General features: G+C 36.4%; 18 protein-coding genes and 1 tRNA gene. 8 read left to right on the top strand and 11 right to left on the bottom strand.

Translation table 11 applies throughout. The features are described 5' to 3' along the window. Window positions 1-4: 4 nt before the first annotated feature. Both M0Q20_RS01075 and M0Q20_RS01070 read left to right on the top strand, forming a co-directional pair. A complete protein-coding gene (locus M0Q20_RS01075; protein ID WP_295057856.1) occupies window positions 5-757 on the top strand; it encodes a DUF481 domain-containing protein in 753 nt (250 codons plus the stop codon). An 85-nt stretch (window positions 758-842) separates the two neighbouring features. After that, complete coding sequence (locus M0Q20_RS01070) at window positions 843-1,667, top strand: mechanosensitive ion channel domain-containing protein (protein WP_295057852.1); 825 nt, start codon at window positions 843-845, stop codon at window positions 1,665-1,667. A gap of 1 nt (window position 1,668) precedes the next feature. On the opposite strand, the gene M0Q20_RS01065 is transcribed toward M0Q20_RS01070, so the two are convergent. Further along, window positions 1,669-2,778: an MFS transporter gene (locus M0Q20_RS01065; RefSeq protein ID WP_295057849.1), complete on the bottom strand. Its 1,110-nt coding sequence runs from the start codon at window positions 2,776-2,778 to the stop codon at window positions 1,669-1,671. Window positions 2,779-2,976: 198 nt separating this feature from the next. On the opposite strand from M0Q20_RS01065, the gene M0Q20_RS01060 reads away from it, so the two are divergent. The 5 genes from M0Q20_RS01060 to M0Q20_RS01040 all read left to right on the top strand — a co-directional run bounded on the left by M0Q20_RS01060 (window position 2,977) and on the right by M0Q20_RS01040 (window position 9,085). Beyond that, window positions 2,977-3,462: a PAS domain-containing protein gene (locus M0Q20_RS01060; RefSeq protein ID WP_295057846.1), complete on the top strand. Its 486-nt coding sequence runs from the start codon at window positions 2,977-2,979 to the stop codon at window positions 3,460-3,462. Beyond that, window positions 3,431-4,858, top strand: coding sequence for a methyl-accepting chemotaxis protein (locus tag M0Q20_RS01055; protein ID WP_295057844.1), 1,428 nt, complete (start codon window positions 3,431-3,433; stop codon window positions 4,856-4,858). Before M0Q20_RS01060 ends, M0Q20_RS01055 begins: the two co-directional genes overlap by 32 nt. Window positions 4,859-5,010: 152 nt before the next feature. Beyond that, the gene (locus M0Q20_RS01050; protein ID WP_295057841.1) at window positions 5,011-6,510 is read left to right on the top strand and encodes a radical SAM protein; all 1,500 of its coding nucleotides are present in this window, start codon (window positions 5,011-5,013) and stop codon (window positions 6,508-6,510) included. A 29-nt stretch (window positions 6,511-6,539) separates the two neighbouring features. Next, window positions 6,540-7,163 (top strand): transglutaminase-like cysteine peptidase, encoded by a 624-nt coding sequence (locus tag M0Q20_RS01045; protein WP_295057838.1) that lies wholly within the window; start codon window positions 6,540-6,542, stop codon window positions 7,161-7,163. Next, the gene (locus tag M0Q20_RS01040; protein ID WP_295057835.1) at window positions 7,160-9,085 is read left to right on the top strand and encodes a LapD/MoxY N-terminal periplasmic domain-containing protein; all 1,926 of its coding nucleotides are present in this window, start codon (window positions 7,160-7,162) and stop codon (window positions 9,083-9,085) included. The genes M0Q20_RS01045 and M0Q20_RS01040 overlap by 4 nt, the downstream gene beginning before the upstream one ends. On the opposite strand, the gene M0Q20_RS01035 is transcribed toward M0Q20_RS01040, so the two are convergent. Then, on the bottom strand, window positions 9,082-9,558 hold the full coding sequence (locus M0Q20_RS01035) for a hypothetical protein (protein ID WP_295057832.1): 477 nt from the start codon (window positions 9,556-9,558) through the stop codon (window positions 9,082-9,084). The two genes, M0Q20_RS01040 and M0Q20_RS01035, sit on opposite strands and share 4 nt — an antisense overlap. Window positions 9,559-9,684: 126 nt before the next feature. Here M0Q20_RS01035 and M0Q20_RS01030 point away from each other — a divergent pair, with 126 nt between their 5' ends. Then, the gene (locus M0Q20_RS01030) at window positions 9,685-10,113 is read left to right on the top strand and encodes a hypothetical protein (RefSeq protein WP_295057829.1); all 429 of its coding nucleotides are present in this window, start codon (window positions 9,685-9,687) and stop codon (window positions 10,111-10,113) included. A gap of 36 nt (window positions 10,114-10,149) precedes the next feature. Here M0Q20_RS01030 and M0Q20_RS01025 read toward each other — a convergent pair. From M0Q20_RS01025 to purT, 9 genes are all read right to left on the bottom strand, one after another. Next, window positions 10,150-10,237 (bottom strand) — tRNA-Ser (locus M0Q20_RS01025). Window positions 10,238-10,296: 59 nt separating this feature from the next. Further along, complete coding sequence (locus M0Q20_RS01020) at window positions 10,297-10,935, bottom strand: DNA-binding protein (RefSeq protein ID WP_295057826.1); 639 nt, start codon at window positions 10,933-10,935, stop codon at window positions 10,297-10,299. A gap of 13 nt (window positions 10,936-10,948) precedes the next feature. Then, window positions 10,949-11,446, bottom strand: a complete 498-nt coding sequence (locus M0Q20_RS01015; RefSeq protein ID WP_295057823.1) for a YajQ family cyclic di-GMP-binding protein — start codon at window positions 11,444-11,446, stop codon at window positions 10,949-10,951. A gap of 63 nt (window positions 11,447-11,509) precedes the next feature. Next, complete coding sequence (locus tag M0Q20_RS01010) at window positions 11,510-12,208, bottom strand: 2Fe-2S iron-sulfur cluster-binding protein (protein ID WP_295057820.1); 699 nt, start codon at window positions 12,206-12,208, stop codon at window positions 11,510-11,512. Continuing rightward, window positions 12,198-13,805 carry an FAD-dependent oxidoreductase gene (locus tag M0Q20_RS01005; protein ID WP_295057817.1) on the bottom strand — a complete coding sequence of 536 codons (1,608 nt, stop codon included), beginning with the start codon at window positions 13,803-13,805 and terminating at the stop codon, window positions 12,198-12,200. The genes M0Q20_RS01010 and M0Q20_RS01005 overlap by 11 nt, the downstream gene beginning before the upstream one ends. After that, a complete protein-coding gene (locus M0Q20_RS01000; protein ID WP_295057814.1) occupies window positions 13,795-16,389 on the bottom strand; it encodes an ABC transporter substrate-binding protein in 2,595 nt (864 codons plus the stop codon). Before M0Q20_RS01000 ends, M0Q20_RS01005 begins: the two co-directional genes overlap by 11 nt. Before the next feature lie 29 nt (window positions 16,390-16,418). Continuing rightward, window positions 16,419-16,727 carry a DedA family protein gene (locus tag M0Q20_RS00995; protein WP_295057811.1) on the bottom strand — a complete coding sequence of 103 codons (309 nt, stop codon included), beginning with the start codon at window positions 16,725-16,727 and terminating at the stop codon, window positions 16,419-16,421. A gap of 97 nt (window positions 16,728-16,824) precedes the next feature. Then, window positions 16,825-17,754 carry a D-2-hydroxyacid dehydrogenase gene (locus M0Q20_RS00990; RefSeq protein ID WP_295057808.1) on the bottom strand — a complete coding sequence of 310 codons (930 nt, stop codon included), beginning with the start codon at window positions 17,752-17,754 and terminating at the stop codon, window positions 16,825-16,827. Beyond that, window positions 17,755-18,918, bottom strand: coding sequence for a formate-dependent phosphoribosylglycinamide formyltransferase (gene purT, locus M0Q20_RS00985; protein ID WP_295057805.1), 1,164 nt, complete (start codon window positions 18,916-18,918; stop codon window positions 17,755-17,757). It abuts the gene before it with no gap. Window positions 18,919-18,988: the final 70 nt, after the last annotated feature.

Genomic DNA, 18,988 nt, shown 5'->3' with positions numbered 1-18,988 from the left:
CGTTATGAAATTTTTACTACTGATTGCTTTTATAGCAACACAATATATTTTTGCTCTAGTCACAATCGCTCCCGTAGAGATTGGCGATAAACCCGGCTTCTCCAGCACTATTGAAGCAGCTCTAGAGACAAAAAGAGGAAATAGCGACACAGACGACTATAAAGCCTCTGCAAGAGTAACATATGACAACAACGAGAGCTATGTTGCATGGCTAGAGGTATCGGGGGCATATGGCGAAGCAAACAACGAAGAAAATACAAATAAACTCTTCTCCCATGCAAGATATATCCATGCCATAACAGAAGAATTACTTAGAGGCGAGCTCTTTTTACAACTACAAAATGATGAGTTTAAAGAGATTAAAAGCAGAGCGCTTAGCGGTATAGGTGCTAGATTTAAACTACACAACATCTGGCAAAACTCAAGAGGCTATCTCGGTCTAGGTGCTTTTTATGAAGATGTTGCTTACAATAACCCGCTCATAAATCCATCAGAACAGAATATAAGAGCAAATGCTTACTTTGCCTACTCGATTAATCTTAACAAAAGCGCATCTGCTACATATACTCTCTACTATCAGCCAAAAGTTAACGACTTTAGTGATAATGTTCAATCCCATGAAATAGAATTAAAACTAGATATTTATAAAAATCTTTTATTAAAGTTTTCTCTCTCTTACGATACAGACAGCGAGCCTCCTATTGGTGTTCGCAAATATGACCTTACACAAAATACATCTTTTATTTTAAACTTTTAATTTTACTTTTGCTACAATCAAATACTTTAACAATATGGAGACTACTTAGATTAAATTTTTAATCTAAGAGCCCAAAAGGAAGAAAATGAATCTTTCAAAATATAGTGACTTAGCATTAGTTTACGCTAGCGAGTACGGCTTAAAAATAGTTGCTGCAATAGCGATATTTTTTATAGGAAAATGGTTAGTAAGAAAAATAACTAACCTGATAAAAAAACTAATGCTAAAAGCACATGTGGAGTTAACGTTAGTAGAATTTTTAGAAAAAGTACTATACTTTTCACTTCTTATCGTAGTTATCTTATCTTCTTTAAACACTCTAGGAGTAAATACGACCTCCTTGCTAGCACTATTTGGTGCGGCATCTTTAGCGGTCGGCTTGGCTCTTAAGGACTCTCTCTCAAACATAGGTGCAGCCATTCTTATTATCATCTTTAGACCTTTTAAAGTAGGGGACTTAATAGATGCAGCAGGAGCGCTAGGTACGGTGGAGGAGATAAATCTCTTCTCAAGTGTAATGGCTACGCCGGATAATAAATCCATAATAATTCCAAACTCTTCGATTATCGGTTCAAATATAATAAACTACTCAAGCAAACCGATACGCAGAATAAATCTTGTTTTTGGGATTGATTACAAAGATGACTTAAAGCTTGCAAAGGAGACGCTTATTCAAATTACAAAAGAGGATGAGAGAATTCTGCTAGATCCCGCCCCTCTAGTGGCAGTTGGGGAGCTAGCAGAGAATAGCGTGAACTTTGTATTTCGTGTTTGGGTAAAAACGGAGCAGTATTGGAATGTTCAATTTGATACGATAGAGAAAGTAAAATTGACATTTGATGAAAAAGGCATCTCAATTCCTTTCCCGCAAATAAGTGTGCACTTGCAAGAGCAAAAGAACGAGAGTTAGCCTATTTTGCTCTTGCTTTCTTCGTGACTCCCCAAAGATACAAAGAGTAGGTGGCCATAAGTGCGATAAAGGTTGCACTTAAAAAGAGGTAGCTTGGGTAAAACTCATAAACATACCCTGCAATTAACGCTCCTAAAAATGCTCCAAATCCATAAGTTATTCCTGAGAAAAACTGCTGTGCTAGTGATTTATGTTTATAGAGATAAAATAGATAACTGATTGCGGCTGAGTGAAAAAGTGCAAAACTAAGCGCATGTAGCGCCTGTGACATAAATAAAATAGTAACATTATCCGGAAACAAAAAGAGCATAAGCCATCTTATGGCAGTTATAAAAGTTGTAGCTTGAAGTATCAATAGCAGATTTTTGCGAAGAAGAGCCCCCTGAAAGTAGAGCATAAAAATCTCAACAACAACCCCAAAACTCCATAAATATACGGTAATATCAAGTGTTACCCCATGGTCGGTAACATAGATAGTAAAGAAGTTATAAAACGAACCAAAACTTACCTGCATAAGTGTTAAGCCAGCCCAAAGTCTCCAATCTTTTAAAAGACTTATATCGTTTGTGACATCTTCACTTTTATCAAGAAGAGCATCTGCTTTTTTTGCAATTATATACGCTACCGCGGATGTGGTAAATGCTAAAATCAGCAAGTACATGAGCGCAACATCGGCAGCACTCAAAAACCTTACTAAAACAAGCGCTACTAAGATAAAACCTACCGAGCCAAAGAGTCTAATCTTGCCATACTTCTCTTTTCCCAAATATTTAAGAGATATTAGTTCGACATAAGGGAGCACTATGCTAAGTCCTACCCCAAGACTAATATTTGAGAAAAGAAGCTTATAAAAATTATCCAATGAAAAGTAAAAAGATATAGAGCTTAAACACATAATAATAAGAGATGCATTAAAGCTTCGTATATTTATCTTTAACCCCCTAATAAAAGCAAAAGGGACTACAAAGCGCACAAGAGGAGCAGCCGCAAATATGATGCCTATTTCACTTGCAGAGTACCCGCTCATAGAGAGTACTTTGGGTAAAAATATTATATAGACACCAATAATTGAGAAGTAAAAAAAGTAAAATATTGCTAATAAAATTGACATTCGAGATTATAACCTAAAGAGTGAGAATCTGCTGCAGAGGAAAAAGTATAAAATAGGCGGTCATAAAATTATTATTATTTTTATAATAAAAAATTAATATTGTCTTAAAAATTTGAAACATATGCTATAATTATGACAATATTTAAAACATATTTCAAAGACAAAATAAATCTTACTAATTAACAAAAAGGTATTTTTATGCTAAAAGAGATGGCAGACAATGATTTTATAGTATCTAAAACAGATTTAAAAGGCAAAATAACATATTGCAATAAAATATTTATGGAGATGGCAGAGTATAAGGAGGAGGAACTGCTTGCAAAACCGCACAGTATCATAAGACATCCTGACATGCCAAAGGCTGTTTTTAAATATCTATGGGATACTATTGTTACTAAACAGGAGGTTTTTGCATTTGTTGTAAACAGAACTAAAAATAATAATCACTACTGGGTATTTGCCAATGTTACAGCTTCTGTTGATAAAGATGGCAAAATTATAGGTTACTACTCTGTAAGAAGAAAACCCAATCCGGAGGCTCTAAAAGTTATTATCCCTCTCTATAAAGAGATGCTAAGAGTTGAAAAAAGCGAAGGGGTAGCGGCTTCATTTAAAGTTCTAACAGATATATTACAAGAAAAAGGAGTGGGTTATGACGAACTTATTATCTCTCTTCAAAAATAGACAAAGCGCCCTGCTCTTTATAACAGTTCTATCTGTCGGAGTCTATGCGTTAGTTGCTCAAAATTTTATTCTCTTAGGTTTAATGCTTCTGGTTTTAGTAGTGTCTGCTTCTATAGAAGCAGAAAGAAGTTGTGAATCAAAATCTCCGACATACCAATCAATGATTAAGGTTTTAAAAGAGGTTGCCAACGGTGAACTTGAAGGCCGTGTTACTCACATACCTGACAACAACTCTATTGAATCGCAGTTTGCATGGAGTCTAAACGATGCTCTTGATCAACTTGAAGCATTTATGAGAGATGTACATGCATCTATTGAAAATGCTTCACGCGGCAAAAGCTACAGACTTACCTATCCATCTGGACTTCACGGGAGCTTCAATAGTGCTTCAAAAGAGCTAAATAGTATTATGGGTTATATAACGCAAGGGTTTACCCTAAAGGCAAAAGGCGAACTCTCACAAAAACTAAACGCTCTAAGCGGTGGAGCAAGCAACGCATTTGAAACAATTCACAGCGATATTTCTCTTGCACAGAAAGATTCCACGGCAATTGCTGACGTATCAAAAACAACAGCGGCTCTCTCGTCAAAAAGCCTTCAAGGCGTTAAGAATATAAGCGAGAGCTTCAACACCCTTGTAGCTCTTATATCCTCCTCTCATGATGCTATTGTAAATCTTGAACATAGATCAAACGATATTTCGGTTGTAGTCGGCCTTATCAAGGATATAGCGGATCAGACAAATCTGCTTGCGCTCAATGCCGCTATTGAAGCTGCACGTGCCGGTGAACATGGACGTGGATTTGCAGTTGTTGCCGATGAGGTAAGAAAACTTGCAGAGAGAACCCAAAAAGCTACAAATGAGATTGAGATAACAATATCAACACTCCAACAAGACTCTAATGATATACGCGCAAACTCTGATAATATTTCAGAGATTGCACAAAAATCAAACAGTGTCGTAAATGAGTTTGAGCAGACATTTTCTCAGCTAAACGTATTTGCAGAGCAGTCGGCTGACACATCTAAAAAGATAGAGAACAGACTAATGGCAACATCCATGAAGGTTGAACTTGCTCTATTTAAAACAGATGCTTATTCATCAATATTTGAGTTAAAAGAGTCTTATGTTTATAATGACCATACAAACTGCAATATCGGTAAATGGTATATAGGCGAAGGAGCGGACTATTTTGGACATACGAATGCCTATAAAACAATCGGAGAGCTTCATAAGAAGATTCATAGCTCCATTGCAGGCAATCTATACTTCATTAAAAATAATTCCGCTTTTAAAAGTGAAAATGTAGATAGTATAGTTCAAAATTTTAAAAATATGGAAGATGCGGCAGATAGTATGTTTGAACAACTTGACAATATTGTAAAAGAATTTTAAATATTTACCTGCTATTAACTTATAATTAATATAATTACTCATCTCAAAAATGTTCAACCCCTTTCATTCTTGAGAAAGAATCTATAAATTATTTTATTATCCATCTCTTACTTCCCCCTTTAGGGATGGATAATTATGCTAAACTTCCCCTTATGAAAAAAATCATCTTAACCACTCTGAATTCTAGATTTACACACACTTCAATTGCCCTTAGATACCTCTATGCAAACCTAAAAGAGCTTCAAGAGAGCGCAACGATATTAGAATTTAGCATCAATGACTCCATTAGCAGCATTGCAGAAAAACTTCTTCTTCAAAATCCCGATATTATAGGCATTGGCGTCTATATCTGGAATGTCTCGCAAGTTAGCGAGCTTATTCACCTCATAAAAAAAATCTCCCCAAAGACTAAAATAGTATTAGGCGGTCCAGAAGTTTCTCATGAGCCGTTTCGAGTTAATCTCGAGGGTGCAGATTTTATTATTCAAGGAGAGGGAGACATAGCTTTTTATGAGCTTTGTGTTGATATTTTCAACAACTCCACAAAAGATAAAATCATAAAGATGAGTATGCCCTCACTAAAAAATATAGCTCTTCCATATAAATTTTACACAGAAAATGACATCAAAAACAGATACATATATGTTGAAGCTTCACGCGGCTGCCCTTTTGAGTGTGAATTTTGCCTCTCCTCAATGGATGAAAAAGTAAGATCTTTTAATCTTGATGAGCTTCTGGGAGAGTTTGAGATTTTATGGCAAAGAGGTGCAAGAAGTTTTAAATTTATTGATAGAACATTTAACCTAAATATTAAAACCGCAAATAGACTGCTGGACTTTTTTTTAGAGAAAAAACCACCATATTTTGCACACTTTGAAGTAGTGCCCGACCATTTTCCGGACTCTTTAAAAGCTAAAGTCGCTCTATTTTCACATGGCGCTCTTCAGTTTGAGATAGGCATACAAACACTAAATTCAGAGATTGCAAACAATATCTCAAGACCCCTAAAGCTTGATAAAATTAAAGAGAATATAAAATTTTTGCAAAATGAAACAAACGTTCATATGCACCTTGATTTGATAGTGGGACTTCCCGGAGAGACTCTAGAGAGTTTTGGTGCCAATCTCGATGAATTGGTAGCTCTTAGCAGCTGTGAAATACAGATAGGAATACTAAAAAAACTCTCAGGAACATATATCAACCGCCATGATATAGAGTGCGGCATGATATATAGCGACATACCTCCTTATGAAGTATTGCAAACATCAACGATAACATTTATGGATATACAAAAAATGAAGAGATTCTCTAGATTTTGGGACTTAACATATAACAGCGGCAACTTCAAACAGAGCGTGAAATTGATTTGGCAAGAGGAGAGCGTATTTGAGAATTTTTATGCTTTTAGTATATGGATTTACTCTCAAACAGACTCTACATGGCATATTTCTCTAGAGAGGCTCGGTAGGCTTCTCTTTAAATACCTTTGTGAGATAAAAGAGATTGATGCAGAGTTTGTTGCTGAAAATATGCTTGAAGATATGATGAGGATAAAAGGCAGGGCGACTCCGGAGTATCTCAAAAAATATGCTCAGAACACTCCTGTTAGCAACAAACATGGGACATCGGGTTTTAACAAAAGACAGCAGTAGTATCAGAATTTTTTGGATATAATCACTCTATGTTTAAACTAAAAGTGCTTTTAATATTATCACTGTTTTTTATAGGCATAACTTCTGAGAAGAAGCCCTATGTGGAAGATTCATTACTTAGTAAAATTGATGAAAAGTACAAAATATACGCTAAAAGAAGATTTTTGCTTCTTCAAGAGATGCTAGATAGCGTTGCAGATAAGAGCGACTTGGAAAAACTTGAAGCTGTAAATAATTTTTTTAATGAAGTAAGATATGCAAGCGATATGAAAACATACGGTAAAAGTGACTACTGGGCGACTCCATGGGAGTTTTTAGGCAAAGATAGAGGCGACTGTGAAGATTATGTTATAAGTAAATATTTTGCTCTTAAGTACCTAGGGGTAGATTACAAAAAGCTCTTCTTTACATATGTTCGCTCTACAAAATTTAAAGAACCGCATATGGTTTTGACATACTTTGAGACTCCAAAAAGCGAACCGCTTATATTAGATAACATTAACCTCAAGATATTTCCTGCCTCACAAAGAGAAGATTTAACCCCAATCTATAACTTTAACGGAGAAATCCTCGATAAAGCAGACAAAACAAATAAAAAATCCCACAAAAAGTGGGATGAACTAAAACTCAACATGCAAAGGAAGAAGATATGACGCTCTATAAACAGATAGCTTTGATGCTGTCACTATTTTTACTTACCATATTATCAACTGTTTTGGTGCTGAATTTCCAAAGTGCCAACAAAGGTGTTCAAGAGAGACTCTATGAGGATGCAAAAAACAACGCAACTTTACTTAGTCTCTCGCTTGGAAGTGCAAACGGTGATATATCCATGATGTCAACTATGATAAATGCTAATTTTGACAGTGGAAACTACCGTAAAATAACCCTTGTCGATGTTGAGAGCAACCCTCTTTATGAAAGAGTCTTAGAGAGCGATATTACTGCTGTTCCTCAGTGGTTTAAAGAACTCATAAGCCTAAAGGCACCTGTTGCATTCTCAAATGTATCTGCAGGTTGGAGTCAAGTGGGGATATTAAGCATACAGAGTGACTCAACATATGCCTACAAACAGCTATACGCAATCTTAACAGACCTTCTTATCTCCTTTGCAGTTATTACTATTTTTTCTCTTGTGGCTCTTAATCTCCTACTCCATGCTGTTTTAAAACCACTAAAAGATGTTCAAAAACAAGCAGCGGCAATTACTAGAAACGAATTTATTATTCAAGATAATATTCCATACACAAAAGAGTTAGCTGATGTTGTAATTGGAATGAACAACATGGTTGCAAAAGTAAAATCTATGTTTGACAAAGGAAATCAAGAGCTAAAGGTTCACAAGGAGCTTGAGTATATTGATGAGAATACTCAACTTAAAAATCGTAAATACCTTATCGACAAACTTCCCTCTTTCTTAAAGATTGACGCTTCGTATAAAGGCGGGATTAGCATGATTATTGCATTTGACGGAATCATAGAAGCCAACGAGAAAATAGGTCATAAAAATGTAGATAACCTTTTTCTAGCCGTTGCAGATATTTTCAAAAAAAATACAAAAGGCATGAAAGAGCCTGTAGTAGCTAGAATTAACGGTACGGAGTTTTGCCTACTGCTTCCGGACTGTTCAAGTAGCGATGCAGTTGAACTTGCAAAAAACATACAAAAACACTGTTTTAACGCAATTGATTCGGCAGGCCTTGAGCAAAACGAGACCTTTGTTAGTATAGGAATATATGAGTATAACCATAAAGATAGCATAGCCGAGCTCTTTTCACGTTCAGACAATGCACTTGCACAGGCAAAGTTTAAACACGAACATATACACATAGAGAAGGCAAATAGTGTAATTGAGGTAATGGGAAAAGAGGCTTGGAGACTTCTTATCAACAAAGCGATTGATAAAGAAAGATTTAGCTTTGTCTCTTGGAGTGTTATTGACACTAAAAAAGAGAAACTAACCCATAACGTACTTAGTATACATCTTATACTTGATAAAAATAGCTCTTATAGTTATGCTCAATTTATGGCACCGGCAATCCAATCAGGCTTAAGTTCTGAGATTTACAAAAAAATTGTACATATGCTTTTTAATAACTCCCTTGCTCTTCTTAGTGCGTCTATCTACTCCTTAAGGCTTCCGCAAGAGTATCTCCAAGAGAAAGATACCTACAGTAATATAAATGAGCTTCTTCGCGCTAATGCAGCGATGTTGCCGTTTAAACTTATTATAGAACTTCCCGATAAGCTTGTACGCCAAGACTCAAAAGAGATTAGAGCGTATATAGAGCTTTTTAGAAGATACGGGATAGATATAGGGGTGTTTGAATTTATCGGGGAGAGTGACGACTATCAATACCTCCAAGAGCTAAGACCATCTTATATAAAAGCTGAGGCTAGCTACTTCTTAACTCAAAGTACTCAATCAATCTCATCTTTGAGATTAATTACAGACAGCGTTGGTATATCCTTAATAGCTGTTGGTGTGAGCGACTTGGATACACTTGAGTCGTTAAAAGAGAAAGATATTCACATTATACAAGGGGAAGTTACCGAGTCAATAGAGCTGCCTTAAAATCCTCTGGAGTTTAATCCTTTGGCTATTGCTTCGTTTATCTCCTGTTTATACTCTGGGTTTAACTTCTCTAGGTCTCTATCAAAGGTTATAATCATATCTTTGTTTGCATTTGGGTGCCTACATATAGTAAAGAGAATGTCTATATATATATCAAAGTCAGGATGAGGTCTTAGCCCCAATTTTTTGTGAACCTTTCCATGATGCTTTATAACAAGCTCTAGCGCTTCTGAAAGAACTTTTGCACTAGAGCTTTTGTTTTTTATAATATTAACCAGATAAAATAAGTCCGTATTTATTTTCGGAATCTCTTCTTTTTGCTTCTCTTTATCATCTTTTTTTGCTTCTGCTACAGGGGATAACTTTTTCTCTCTCTTTAGATCTCTGTTTGGCTCTAAAAAAAGTAAAAATATTAAAACAGCCAGAATTAAAATCAGTCCGATAATAGCTTTTATAATAAATTCTGTTTCCACTACTGCTACTTTTTTTCTTTATTATACCCAACAAAAAATAAATCCTATTAAAACAATACTCTGTTAACTAAATACCACATATACAGATGATATAATCTTTAAAATTTAAAAAAGGAAAACTATAATATGGAAATGTTGATAATATTAATAACCGTCTCATCGGCGCTTGTTATTATAAGCATGTTTATTATTTCTCAAGATAAAAATAAGTACATGAAAAATATAGATAAAGAGATTAAAAGAGTTGGAACTAATGAGTACAAAAATTCCCAAGAATGTAAGCAATATCAAGAAAAAATAGAGGAGTTAGGTCTTGTTGAGGCATCAGTTGAGCAACTCTTTAGCATGAAGCAAGAAGCCATGAAAAAATTCAACGTTCCCAATTCATTTTTTCTTGATGAAAAAATTTATAGCAGTGAGAAAGAGTATCTTCTAAAATTTGCCTTAGCTCACGGTTTTGACAATAGTGATAATATTGATACGATATATGATAAAATCAACCCTTTAATGGGCTACACTTCTGATGAGCTAAAAGCTTATAATTATAAAAACTGATTGTTTATAAATTATTATAGGTGATATTTAGTAGTGTGGTGGACAGCTAGGGATTCGAACCCTAGATAGATTGCTCTATACCCGCGTTCCAGGCGAGCGCCTTCGACCACTCGGCCAGCTGTCCGTTTAAGATTGCAATTTTACCCTCAAAAGTCTTAAGAACAGCTCTAAAAAGAGAGTATCTTAGAGTGAAAAATCACTATAATCATATTTTTTCAAATCAATATAGTACTTTTTACCTACGACTATAACTCTAGAGTCATCTTTTGCTCTGCTTTTAAACTCCTCTTTAATCTTTATCCTCTTCTTCTTTGAGAAATCTCTACTTTTTAGATATTTACTAAGAGATGTCAGCCTTCTCTCATCAACCGGTTCATCTTTTTCTATATGCTCTATCTCTGCCTCAAATGATTCATCCGGAGCATTTAAGATAAATTTTGAGGAGATTGCATTTATTATGTTTTTTAGCTGTTCATCTTTTTCTTTATAAATCTGCTCAATTTTCTCTCTCTCTTTTATAAGCATCTGCTCTTTTTGATCTCTTAGGCTTCTTGTCTCGTTTTGAAGAGTCTCTACTTTTTGCTGAAGTTTGCTATTTTGCTCCTCTAGGAACTTATAGTATCTCTCATCTGTATGAGCAGCTATTTTTTTGTCGCTTTGCTTTGTTGCTTTTACCCCACTACTACTCTGCTGGCTTAACATGACAAACTTTACCCCGTTTTCTACTACACTCTGCAAAGAGCCTCTCCTTATACGATTATGTATCGCCTCTTTTGAGACACCAAGCTTCTCGGCGGCATCTGAAATTGTTAGTTTTAGCATCTAGAAATCTCCTCTATCTCATGTTTTCAAACACAAGAGGAGCTTCCCACTCTTGAGCTTTAATCTCTTTGATTACTTTTTGTAAATCGTCTAGTTTAGCCCCTTTGACTCTGATGGAATCTCCCTCTATTTGAGCAGTGACTTTAAGTTTTAGTTTTTTTATCTCTGCGGTAATTTTTTTAGCCTCTTTTGACTCAATGTAGTCAACTATCTTAAAAGTTGCTTTTCTATTGCTACCGCTAGAGTCTTCAACCTTTAGCTCTTCTATAACTTTTGAAGAGAGATTTTGTTTTAAAAGTTTTGCTATAACTATATCCTTTAGCGCATCGAGTTTGTTATCGCTAGAAGCGACAAGCACTAAAAGCTTATCCTTCTCTTTGTAGTTAATCTCATAAGGAGTTCCTTTAAAATCGTAACGGTTAGCGACCTCTCTATCCACTAAATTTATAGCATTTTTAAAGTTTTGCATATCAATCTTTGCGCTTATATCAAACGAGTGCTCTTTTGCCATTTTTAAAACCTTTTATAACATGATGTTTAGATTATAACATATTTTTAAAGTGTGTTAGTTATTCTAAAAAATGGGGCTTCCATCACCAAAACTACTGCCAAAACTGCTAAAACTAGGGTCCATGTAACCAAACACACTACTTTTTGCTCTTAATTTCTCTATATCTGCCTTACTTGATATCTCTTGTGGACATACAAGGGTACATTCATTGCACAGCGTACAATCCCAAACTCCGTTTGCCTGAATAGCATCTATTTTCTCTTTTGGATTTGCCTCTCTTTTGTCACTAACATATCGCCACACTCTTGTTAGTGAAAACGGTCCTAAAAATTCACTATTTACCGCATATACTGGGCAGACGCTATAACAGGAGCCGCACAGTATGCAGTCGCTTTGAAGCTCGTTTATCTTCTGATTATCAATTGAGAGAGAAACATTATCTACCGGCAAACTCTGCCATGCCTTTGCCTTTGTATTGAAGCTATACGCCTTATCCATATCTACAACAAGATCGCGTAATATGGGAGTATTATTTAGCGGCTCTACCAAATCACCATCTTTTACATGGTATGAGCATGACAAAACCTCTCTGCCGTTAACTCTAACTGCGCAACTTCCACAAACACTGCTTCTGCATCCGCTGCTGTATGCAAGAGAGGGGTCTTGGTTGCTTTTTATCTCGTTTAGTACCTCTAAGAGGGTTTTGTCTTGCATCTGGACTTCATACTCTACGACGCTATCTCTTTTTATATTAATTTTCATAACTGATTTCTCCATCTATACTTATAATAGTGTGTGCTCTATATTTTTCATCGACCGCTGGAGCATCTATTCTAAAGTGTGCCCCTCTGCTCTCATCTCTATTTATAGCACTTAGCAAGATAAGCTCTCCAATTTGGAGCATATTTTTAAACTCCAAAAACTCCGTAAGGTTTGTGTTGTACTCTTTTGTTTTATCGCTTACTCCCATCTGAGGTAGAGTACTTTTCATCTCTCTTAACATCTCTAATACTCTTAGCATTGAGTCTTTTTGCCTCTTTATCCCCACGTTTTTATAAAACAGCTCTCCTAACCTCTCATGCTCTTTATAAAAATTTATCTTATTTGTATATCTTTTTATCTCATCAATCTCTTTTTCAAAAATGCTCTTATGCCCTGATATATCCGTATGCTTTTTAAAACTATCGGCATATTTAGCGGCACTTACTCCTGCTTGTCTGCCAAATACTACAAGCTCTAAAAGAGAGTTTCCTCCAAGTCTGTTTGCTCCATGGACTTTGTGATTAGCACACTCTCCCACGGCAAAAAGTCCTTTAACACATGTTGAAGAGTTCTCGTCAACTTCTATTCCACCCATTGTGTAGTGAGCGGCGGGCTTTATCGGAATCAAATCTACGGCAGGATCTATATTTTCATAAAGTTTTGCAAGTTTTGCCTCCTGCGGAAGCTCTCTTTGTATAAACTCTGCTCCTAAATGACGAATATCAAGATAAATCTCTTCGCCTTTTGCAATCTCATCATGGATAGCTTTTGAGACCTCATCACGTGGAAGAAGTTCATCAACAAACCTCTCTCCCTTTGAGTTCAAGAGATGTCCACCTGCGCCCCTAGCACTCTCTGAGATGAGGATAGAGGACTCTTTGAGTGCCGTTGGATGAAACTGTACAAACTCCATGTCACTCACTCTTGCTCCTGCTCTTAATGCTGCAGCTACTCCATCGCCGCTTGAAGATACAGAGTTTGTAGAGTAGTTATGATAGACTCTGCTATATCCGCCGGTTGCTACAACCACGCTTGAGGCATCATGTATCTCTATTTCGCCGCTTCTTTTATTTAGCAGACTTACCCCGCAGACATACTTTTTGCCACTCTCGTCAAGCTCTGTTATAAACTCCAGAAGATGCCTCTCGTTTAAAATCTCTATCTTTGCGCCTAGAACTCTGTCGTAGAGAGTATGAAGAATTTTTAATCCCGTATAGTCCTGAGCATAGCATGCTCTTGGAGCATACGCACCGCCCAGTTTTCTTTGTGCAATACCAGACTCTGCCGTTCTGCTAAAGGGCACGCCGATACTATCAAGCCATGTTACAGCTTTTGGCGCTTCTTGGCACATGTGTCTAACTGCCCTCTCATCTGCTAAACCGTTTGCAGATTTAAGTGTATTTTGAACATGCACCTCTACGCTATCACCTTCTTTATCTGATAAAACAGCATTAATTCCGCCTTGAGCCATACATGTTTGACTTCTTGTCGGATACTCTTTTGTTATTATCGTTACTTCTGCACCGTTTTCATGTGCATTTAGTGCGGCAACAAGCCCAGCCCCTCCGGCTCCTATGATTATTACTCTATTTTTCATTCTCTTCCTCACTTTTGCTTATCTCAATTGTAAATTTTACTCCATTTTGTATATTTTCAGCATAGAGCTTACCGTCACGGTGCTGCTTAATAATACTTTTTGACATATGTAGCCCCAATCCTGTACCGTTCTTATCAAACTTTGTTGAGAAGTATGGATCAAAGATTCTATCTATTATCTCCTCATCTATACCACCCGCATTATCACTTATCTCCATAATTGCGACATCTCCTCTATCATAGCTCTTTATACAGATTTGTGCATCGGCTATCTCTTTTTCCCTATACTGATCTCTTGCATTATTTATAATATTTACCAAAACCTGCACAAACTCATTTTTAAAGAGTTTAACTCTATTCATGGAAGCAAGCTCTAAAAAAAGATCTATCTCTTCTGATGCTAAACTACCTTCAAGTAGCCAGTAGACCTGAAATACAGGATCATTTAAAGTACACTCTTCTTTATGCTTGTTTGGTTTGTAAAAGTCACTAAAGTCAGAAATTATTTGACCCATGTTGTTAGTGTTGAGTTCAATTTTTTTCAATTTCTTCTCTAAAAAATCTAAAAACTCCTCTCTATGTTTTTCATCTGAGAGATCATACTGCTCAAGCTCTATTGCCATTATTATTGATATATTAAGTGCCGATATTGTGCTAAGAGGCTGTTTCCATTGATGTCCAATCATGCTTACCGTCTCTCCGATTTGCGCTAATCGAGATTTATGAAGCAAATAGGTATCTTTTTTTTGCATCTCATTAACCGCATCGTCTATCTTAAGCTCAAGTGTTTGATTTAGCTCAAGGAGTTCATCCTTAAGCCCCTCAAGCTCGCTATTTTTTTTCTTTAAAATATGCTGACGATAGAAAAATATAAAGATTATAATAAGTGCTAAAAATATAATCTCTTTTAAATATTTAAATTTTATTTTTTGTATATAGTTTACCGATACCCACTCATTATAAATCCTGCGCATATCCGAGTCTGTTATCTTGTTTGATAATTTTTCAAAAATGTTAAAGAGCATAATGTCATCATCTCTTACACCAAACCCCATATCTATGCTCTCATCGAGCTGTCCTGAAACCTTGAGATGCCCATTTGGTTTATTTTTAAAACTATAAGCAATCGTTACAAACTCATCTATAAAACCGTAGTACTTTTTTTTCTCTACTGCAATAAACCCATCTTTTAAAGAGTCCACATAATTTAGCTTAATGCTTGGGTGTCTCCTTTTTAAATCCTCTATAAATGCTCTATCTTTAACTACCGCAAACTCTTTATCTAAAACTAAATTGATATCAAGAATATAACTCTGCTCTTTGCTTGTTACAACGACTAGATGTTCGTGGTGATACGGTGTTGTGTACCTTACTCCATCTTGCTTTAGCGAATGTAGTGCCATAGGGAGCATGTCGCACTTTCTCTCTTTTACCCTTTTTAAAGAGTCTTTACGGTTTTGGGTTATTACAAACTTGTATGGGATTGTTATGCTCTCTTTTGTTAAACCTAAAACATCTGAAGCTATTCCAACGACTTCTCCATCCCTAATAGCACCGTAAGGAAGAAAAGAGAGATCCATGCAGACACTTATCTCCCCCTTTTGTTTTAAGTAGTTCACATCCTCTTTGTTTAAAAACTTCTCTTTGTTGCTAAATATAAGATTATCTAGATTTACGTCCGTTTCCGTAAGACCTATAACTTTATATACGTCCAAAATTCTCTCTATTTTATTTCTCTCTATGGTTCCAAAATCTATACCGTTTACATATGCAAGCTTTTTTAACTCCTGTGCCTCAAACATCAAAGCATCTCTTGTTTTGTTTTTGGCGTTATACTTTGTATATATAATATTAACAGCCTCCTCAATATTGTTAAAAGCGTACTCCCAACCTCTTATAGATGCTTTTTTAAACCTTGCTACAGATTGAGGATTCTTATCTGCATTTTCTTGTGATGTAAAAAGTATATCGCTGTAAAAATCAAAACCTTTATCCCTTGGGGAAAAGAGCTTGTACTGTAGCGCCCTTTGTTCTAGTATATAGGGTTCGTTTGATATATAACCAACATAAAGGTCAACTCTTTTGTCTATAAGCTCCTCTATATCAAAAGTGTGTTTTTTAAGCTTTATCCTCTCTTGATTTGTTTTGCTTGCATTTATCATGGCGTAAATTGAAGCCGTCTCAATTGCATCATGAGTAGACATTATAGTTTTGTCTTTAAAATCTTTTACGCTGTTAATACCGGAGGAGCCAAGTGCTATAAGTACAAGTGGGGAGGATTGAAAGGCAGCACTAAGCAGGGATATACTTTTTCCTTGTGCATAGTATAAAATAAGACTTGACCGACCTATGGCATAAGTTGTTTTTGCACTTAAGACATCACCAAGCGCATCAGTCTCATGAGTAAATTTTTTTATATCTACATCAAAACCGGCATCTTCATAAAACCCTTTCTCTTTTGCCATATAGTATCCTGCAAACTGAAACTGATCAAGCCACTGTAGCTGTAAGGAGACTTTTTCTAGAGATTTTTGTTCTGCATGTATAGAGACAAAAAAGAGTAAAAAAGTAAACAGATATTTCATAATATTACCGATTTTTTAAAGGTAGTAAATTATACCACAAGAGTCAAAAAGTAGTACCTTGCTATCCTTAAACTCCCGGCAATTAAAACAAACCAAACAAACTTGAGTCTAACAACTCCCGCAACAAGTGTTAGCGGGTCGCCGATAATTGGCAACCATGAAAGCAGAAGTGCGTAGTAGCCGTATATATGTCCATAGCCGTATGCTTTTACTCCTGTTTTAGATGAGAGAAGTTTTGTTTTTGTTTTTTCGTAAAGCAAATAGCCTAAAAAGTAGTTTAAAACGATAGCAAGAATATTTCCGCTTGAGGCAGATAAAAGTGCATTTAACTCAGGCATACCGCTTGAGAGAGCAGCAACAAGTACAACCTCTGAACTAAAAGGCAGTATCGTCGCAGCTAAAAAAGCGGATAAAAAAAGAGTGAGCTCCGCTATGTTATCTGCTTTTTAATGATTTAATATTCTCTATCACACCCGCGATAAGCTTATCTCTGGCTTCAATACTTGTCCATGCAATATGCGGTGTTATATAGAGATTATCTCCGTTTTTCACACTCAAAAGCGGATGGTTCTCCTCCATCGGCTCACGGCTAAGAACATCCAGTCCAAAAGAGATATTTTTCTCATCAATTACTTTTGCAACTGCCTCTTCGTTGATTATACCGCCGCGCCCAAGATTTAAAACTACAGCCCCGTCTCTACACATTAACAACTCTTCATAATCTAACAGATTAAGAGTTTTATCATTTAACGGTGCGTGTATAGAGATTATATGGCAACTCTTAAGCATCTCATCAAGCTCTACATGTTGATAATCATGATTGTGATTTTTACCGCTTGTTGAGAAGTAGCATACATCTGCCCCAAAAGCAGATGCTATCTCTGCAACCCCTCTGCCTATCGTTCCTAATCCAATTACTCCCCATTTTTTACCTTTAATCTCAAAAAATGGATGTGAGACATCAGTGAAAATAGCACTTTTTGCATAAGAACCCTCTTTTACATACTCATCATAGTATCTAGAGTGTCCTACGAGATAAAAGAGCATAGAGAAGGTGTGTTGTATTACAGAGTCAGTTGAGTATCCGGAGACATTTTTTACTAAAATATCTCTTTTGTTTGCAGCCTCTATATCTACATTGTTCATACCGGTTGCTGCAACGCAGATAAGTTTTAAAGAGGAGGTGTTTGAGATGTGAGCATCTGTTATAATGACTTTGTTAGTAACTATAACATCAGCGCCGATTACACGTTCTTGCGTCTGCTCGGGCGAAGTTGTCTGAAAAATATCGACATCTCCTAGCTCAAAAAACCCACTAAGAGATGTATCCCCAAATGTTAGTGCGTCAAGTATAACAATCTTCATCTAGCTATCCTTAATACTTTCAATCAACTCTCTTGATTTTTCTAGTGCTTTTTCTGCTTCATCAAAAACAAGCGCTACGGCTAATCTTCTGCCTTTATGAGCTTCGGGTTTTGAAAAAATTCTAACAAAACTATTATCGCTAAATAGGCTATCGTCCACACTTATAACAGGAGCATAGCTATGAACTTCTGATTTAAATGCGGCACTAGCACCCGCCCCATAAAATGTAAACCCTAAGGGGAGTCCTAAAATAGCACGCAAGTGAAGTGCAAACTCGCTTTGAGACTGTGTGATTAATGTTACCATTCCGGTATCATGCGGGCGTGGCGACACTTCAGAGAAATAGACCTCATCATCTTTTATAAAAAGTTCCACCCCAAAAAGACCGCGACCTCCAAGACCATCCGTAATTTTCTTAGCCATATCCTGCGAGCGCTCTTTTGCCAAGGAGCTCATCTGCATAGGTTGCCATGAAAATATGTAGTCGCCGTCTCTTTGCTCATGGCCTATCGGCTCACAAAAAACCGTCTCCTCTCCGTTTCTTACAGTTAGCATTGTTATCTCATAGTCAAAATCGACAAACGCTTCAACAATAAGCTCGCTTGCATCCCCGCGTGCCTCTTTTGCAATCTCCCATGAAGCATCAATATCCTCTATGCTCTTAGCGACACTTTGACCATGACCTGAACTACTCATAACAGGTTTGATTATACATGGAAAACCCATATTTTGTGCTGCTCTTTTTAGTCCATCTTTTGTAGTAACAAACTCATATGAACCGGTTTTAAGTCCAAGTGTCTCTGCCGCAAACGTGCGAATATTTTTTCTATTCATAGTCTTACTAACTGCACTTGCGTTTGGAATAACGTTATACCCTTTATCTTCTGCTGCAAAAAGAGCATCAATGCTTATAGCCTCTATCTCCGGAAGAATATAGTCGGGTTTTTCACGATAAATAATCTCTAATACTGCGTTTTTATCCTGCATATTTACAACATATGAACGGTGAGCTACATGATGAGCAGGCGCATTTTGGTATCTGTCCACGGCAATGACCTCAAGACCTAGTCTTTGGGCTTCTATGGCTACTTCTTTACCGAGTTCGCCTGAACCAAGGAGCATAATTTTTTTTGAATTTGATTTTAGGGGAGCAGAAAAACGCATGATAATTCCTTGATTTTCATTAAATTTAAAACGCTAAACGCCGCTTTCGCGGCTAAAGCTTGCTTTAAAA

Origin of the sequence: Sulfurimonas sp. (assembly GCF_023229025.1) — a bacterium.
In the GTDB taxonomy this organism is placed as follows: Bacteria; Campylobacterota; Campylobacteria; order Campylobacterales; family Sulfurimonadaceae; genus Sulfurimonas.
This window is presented reverse-complemented; position numbering and strand designations above follow the sequence as displayed.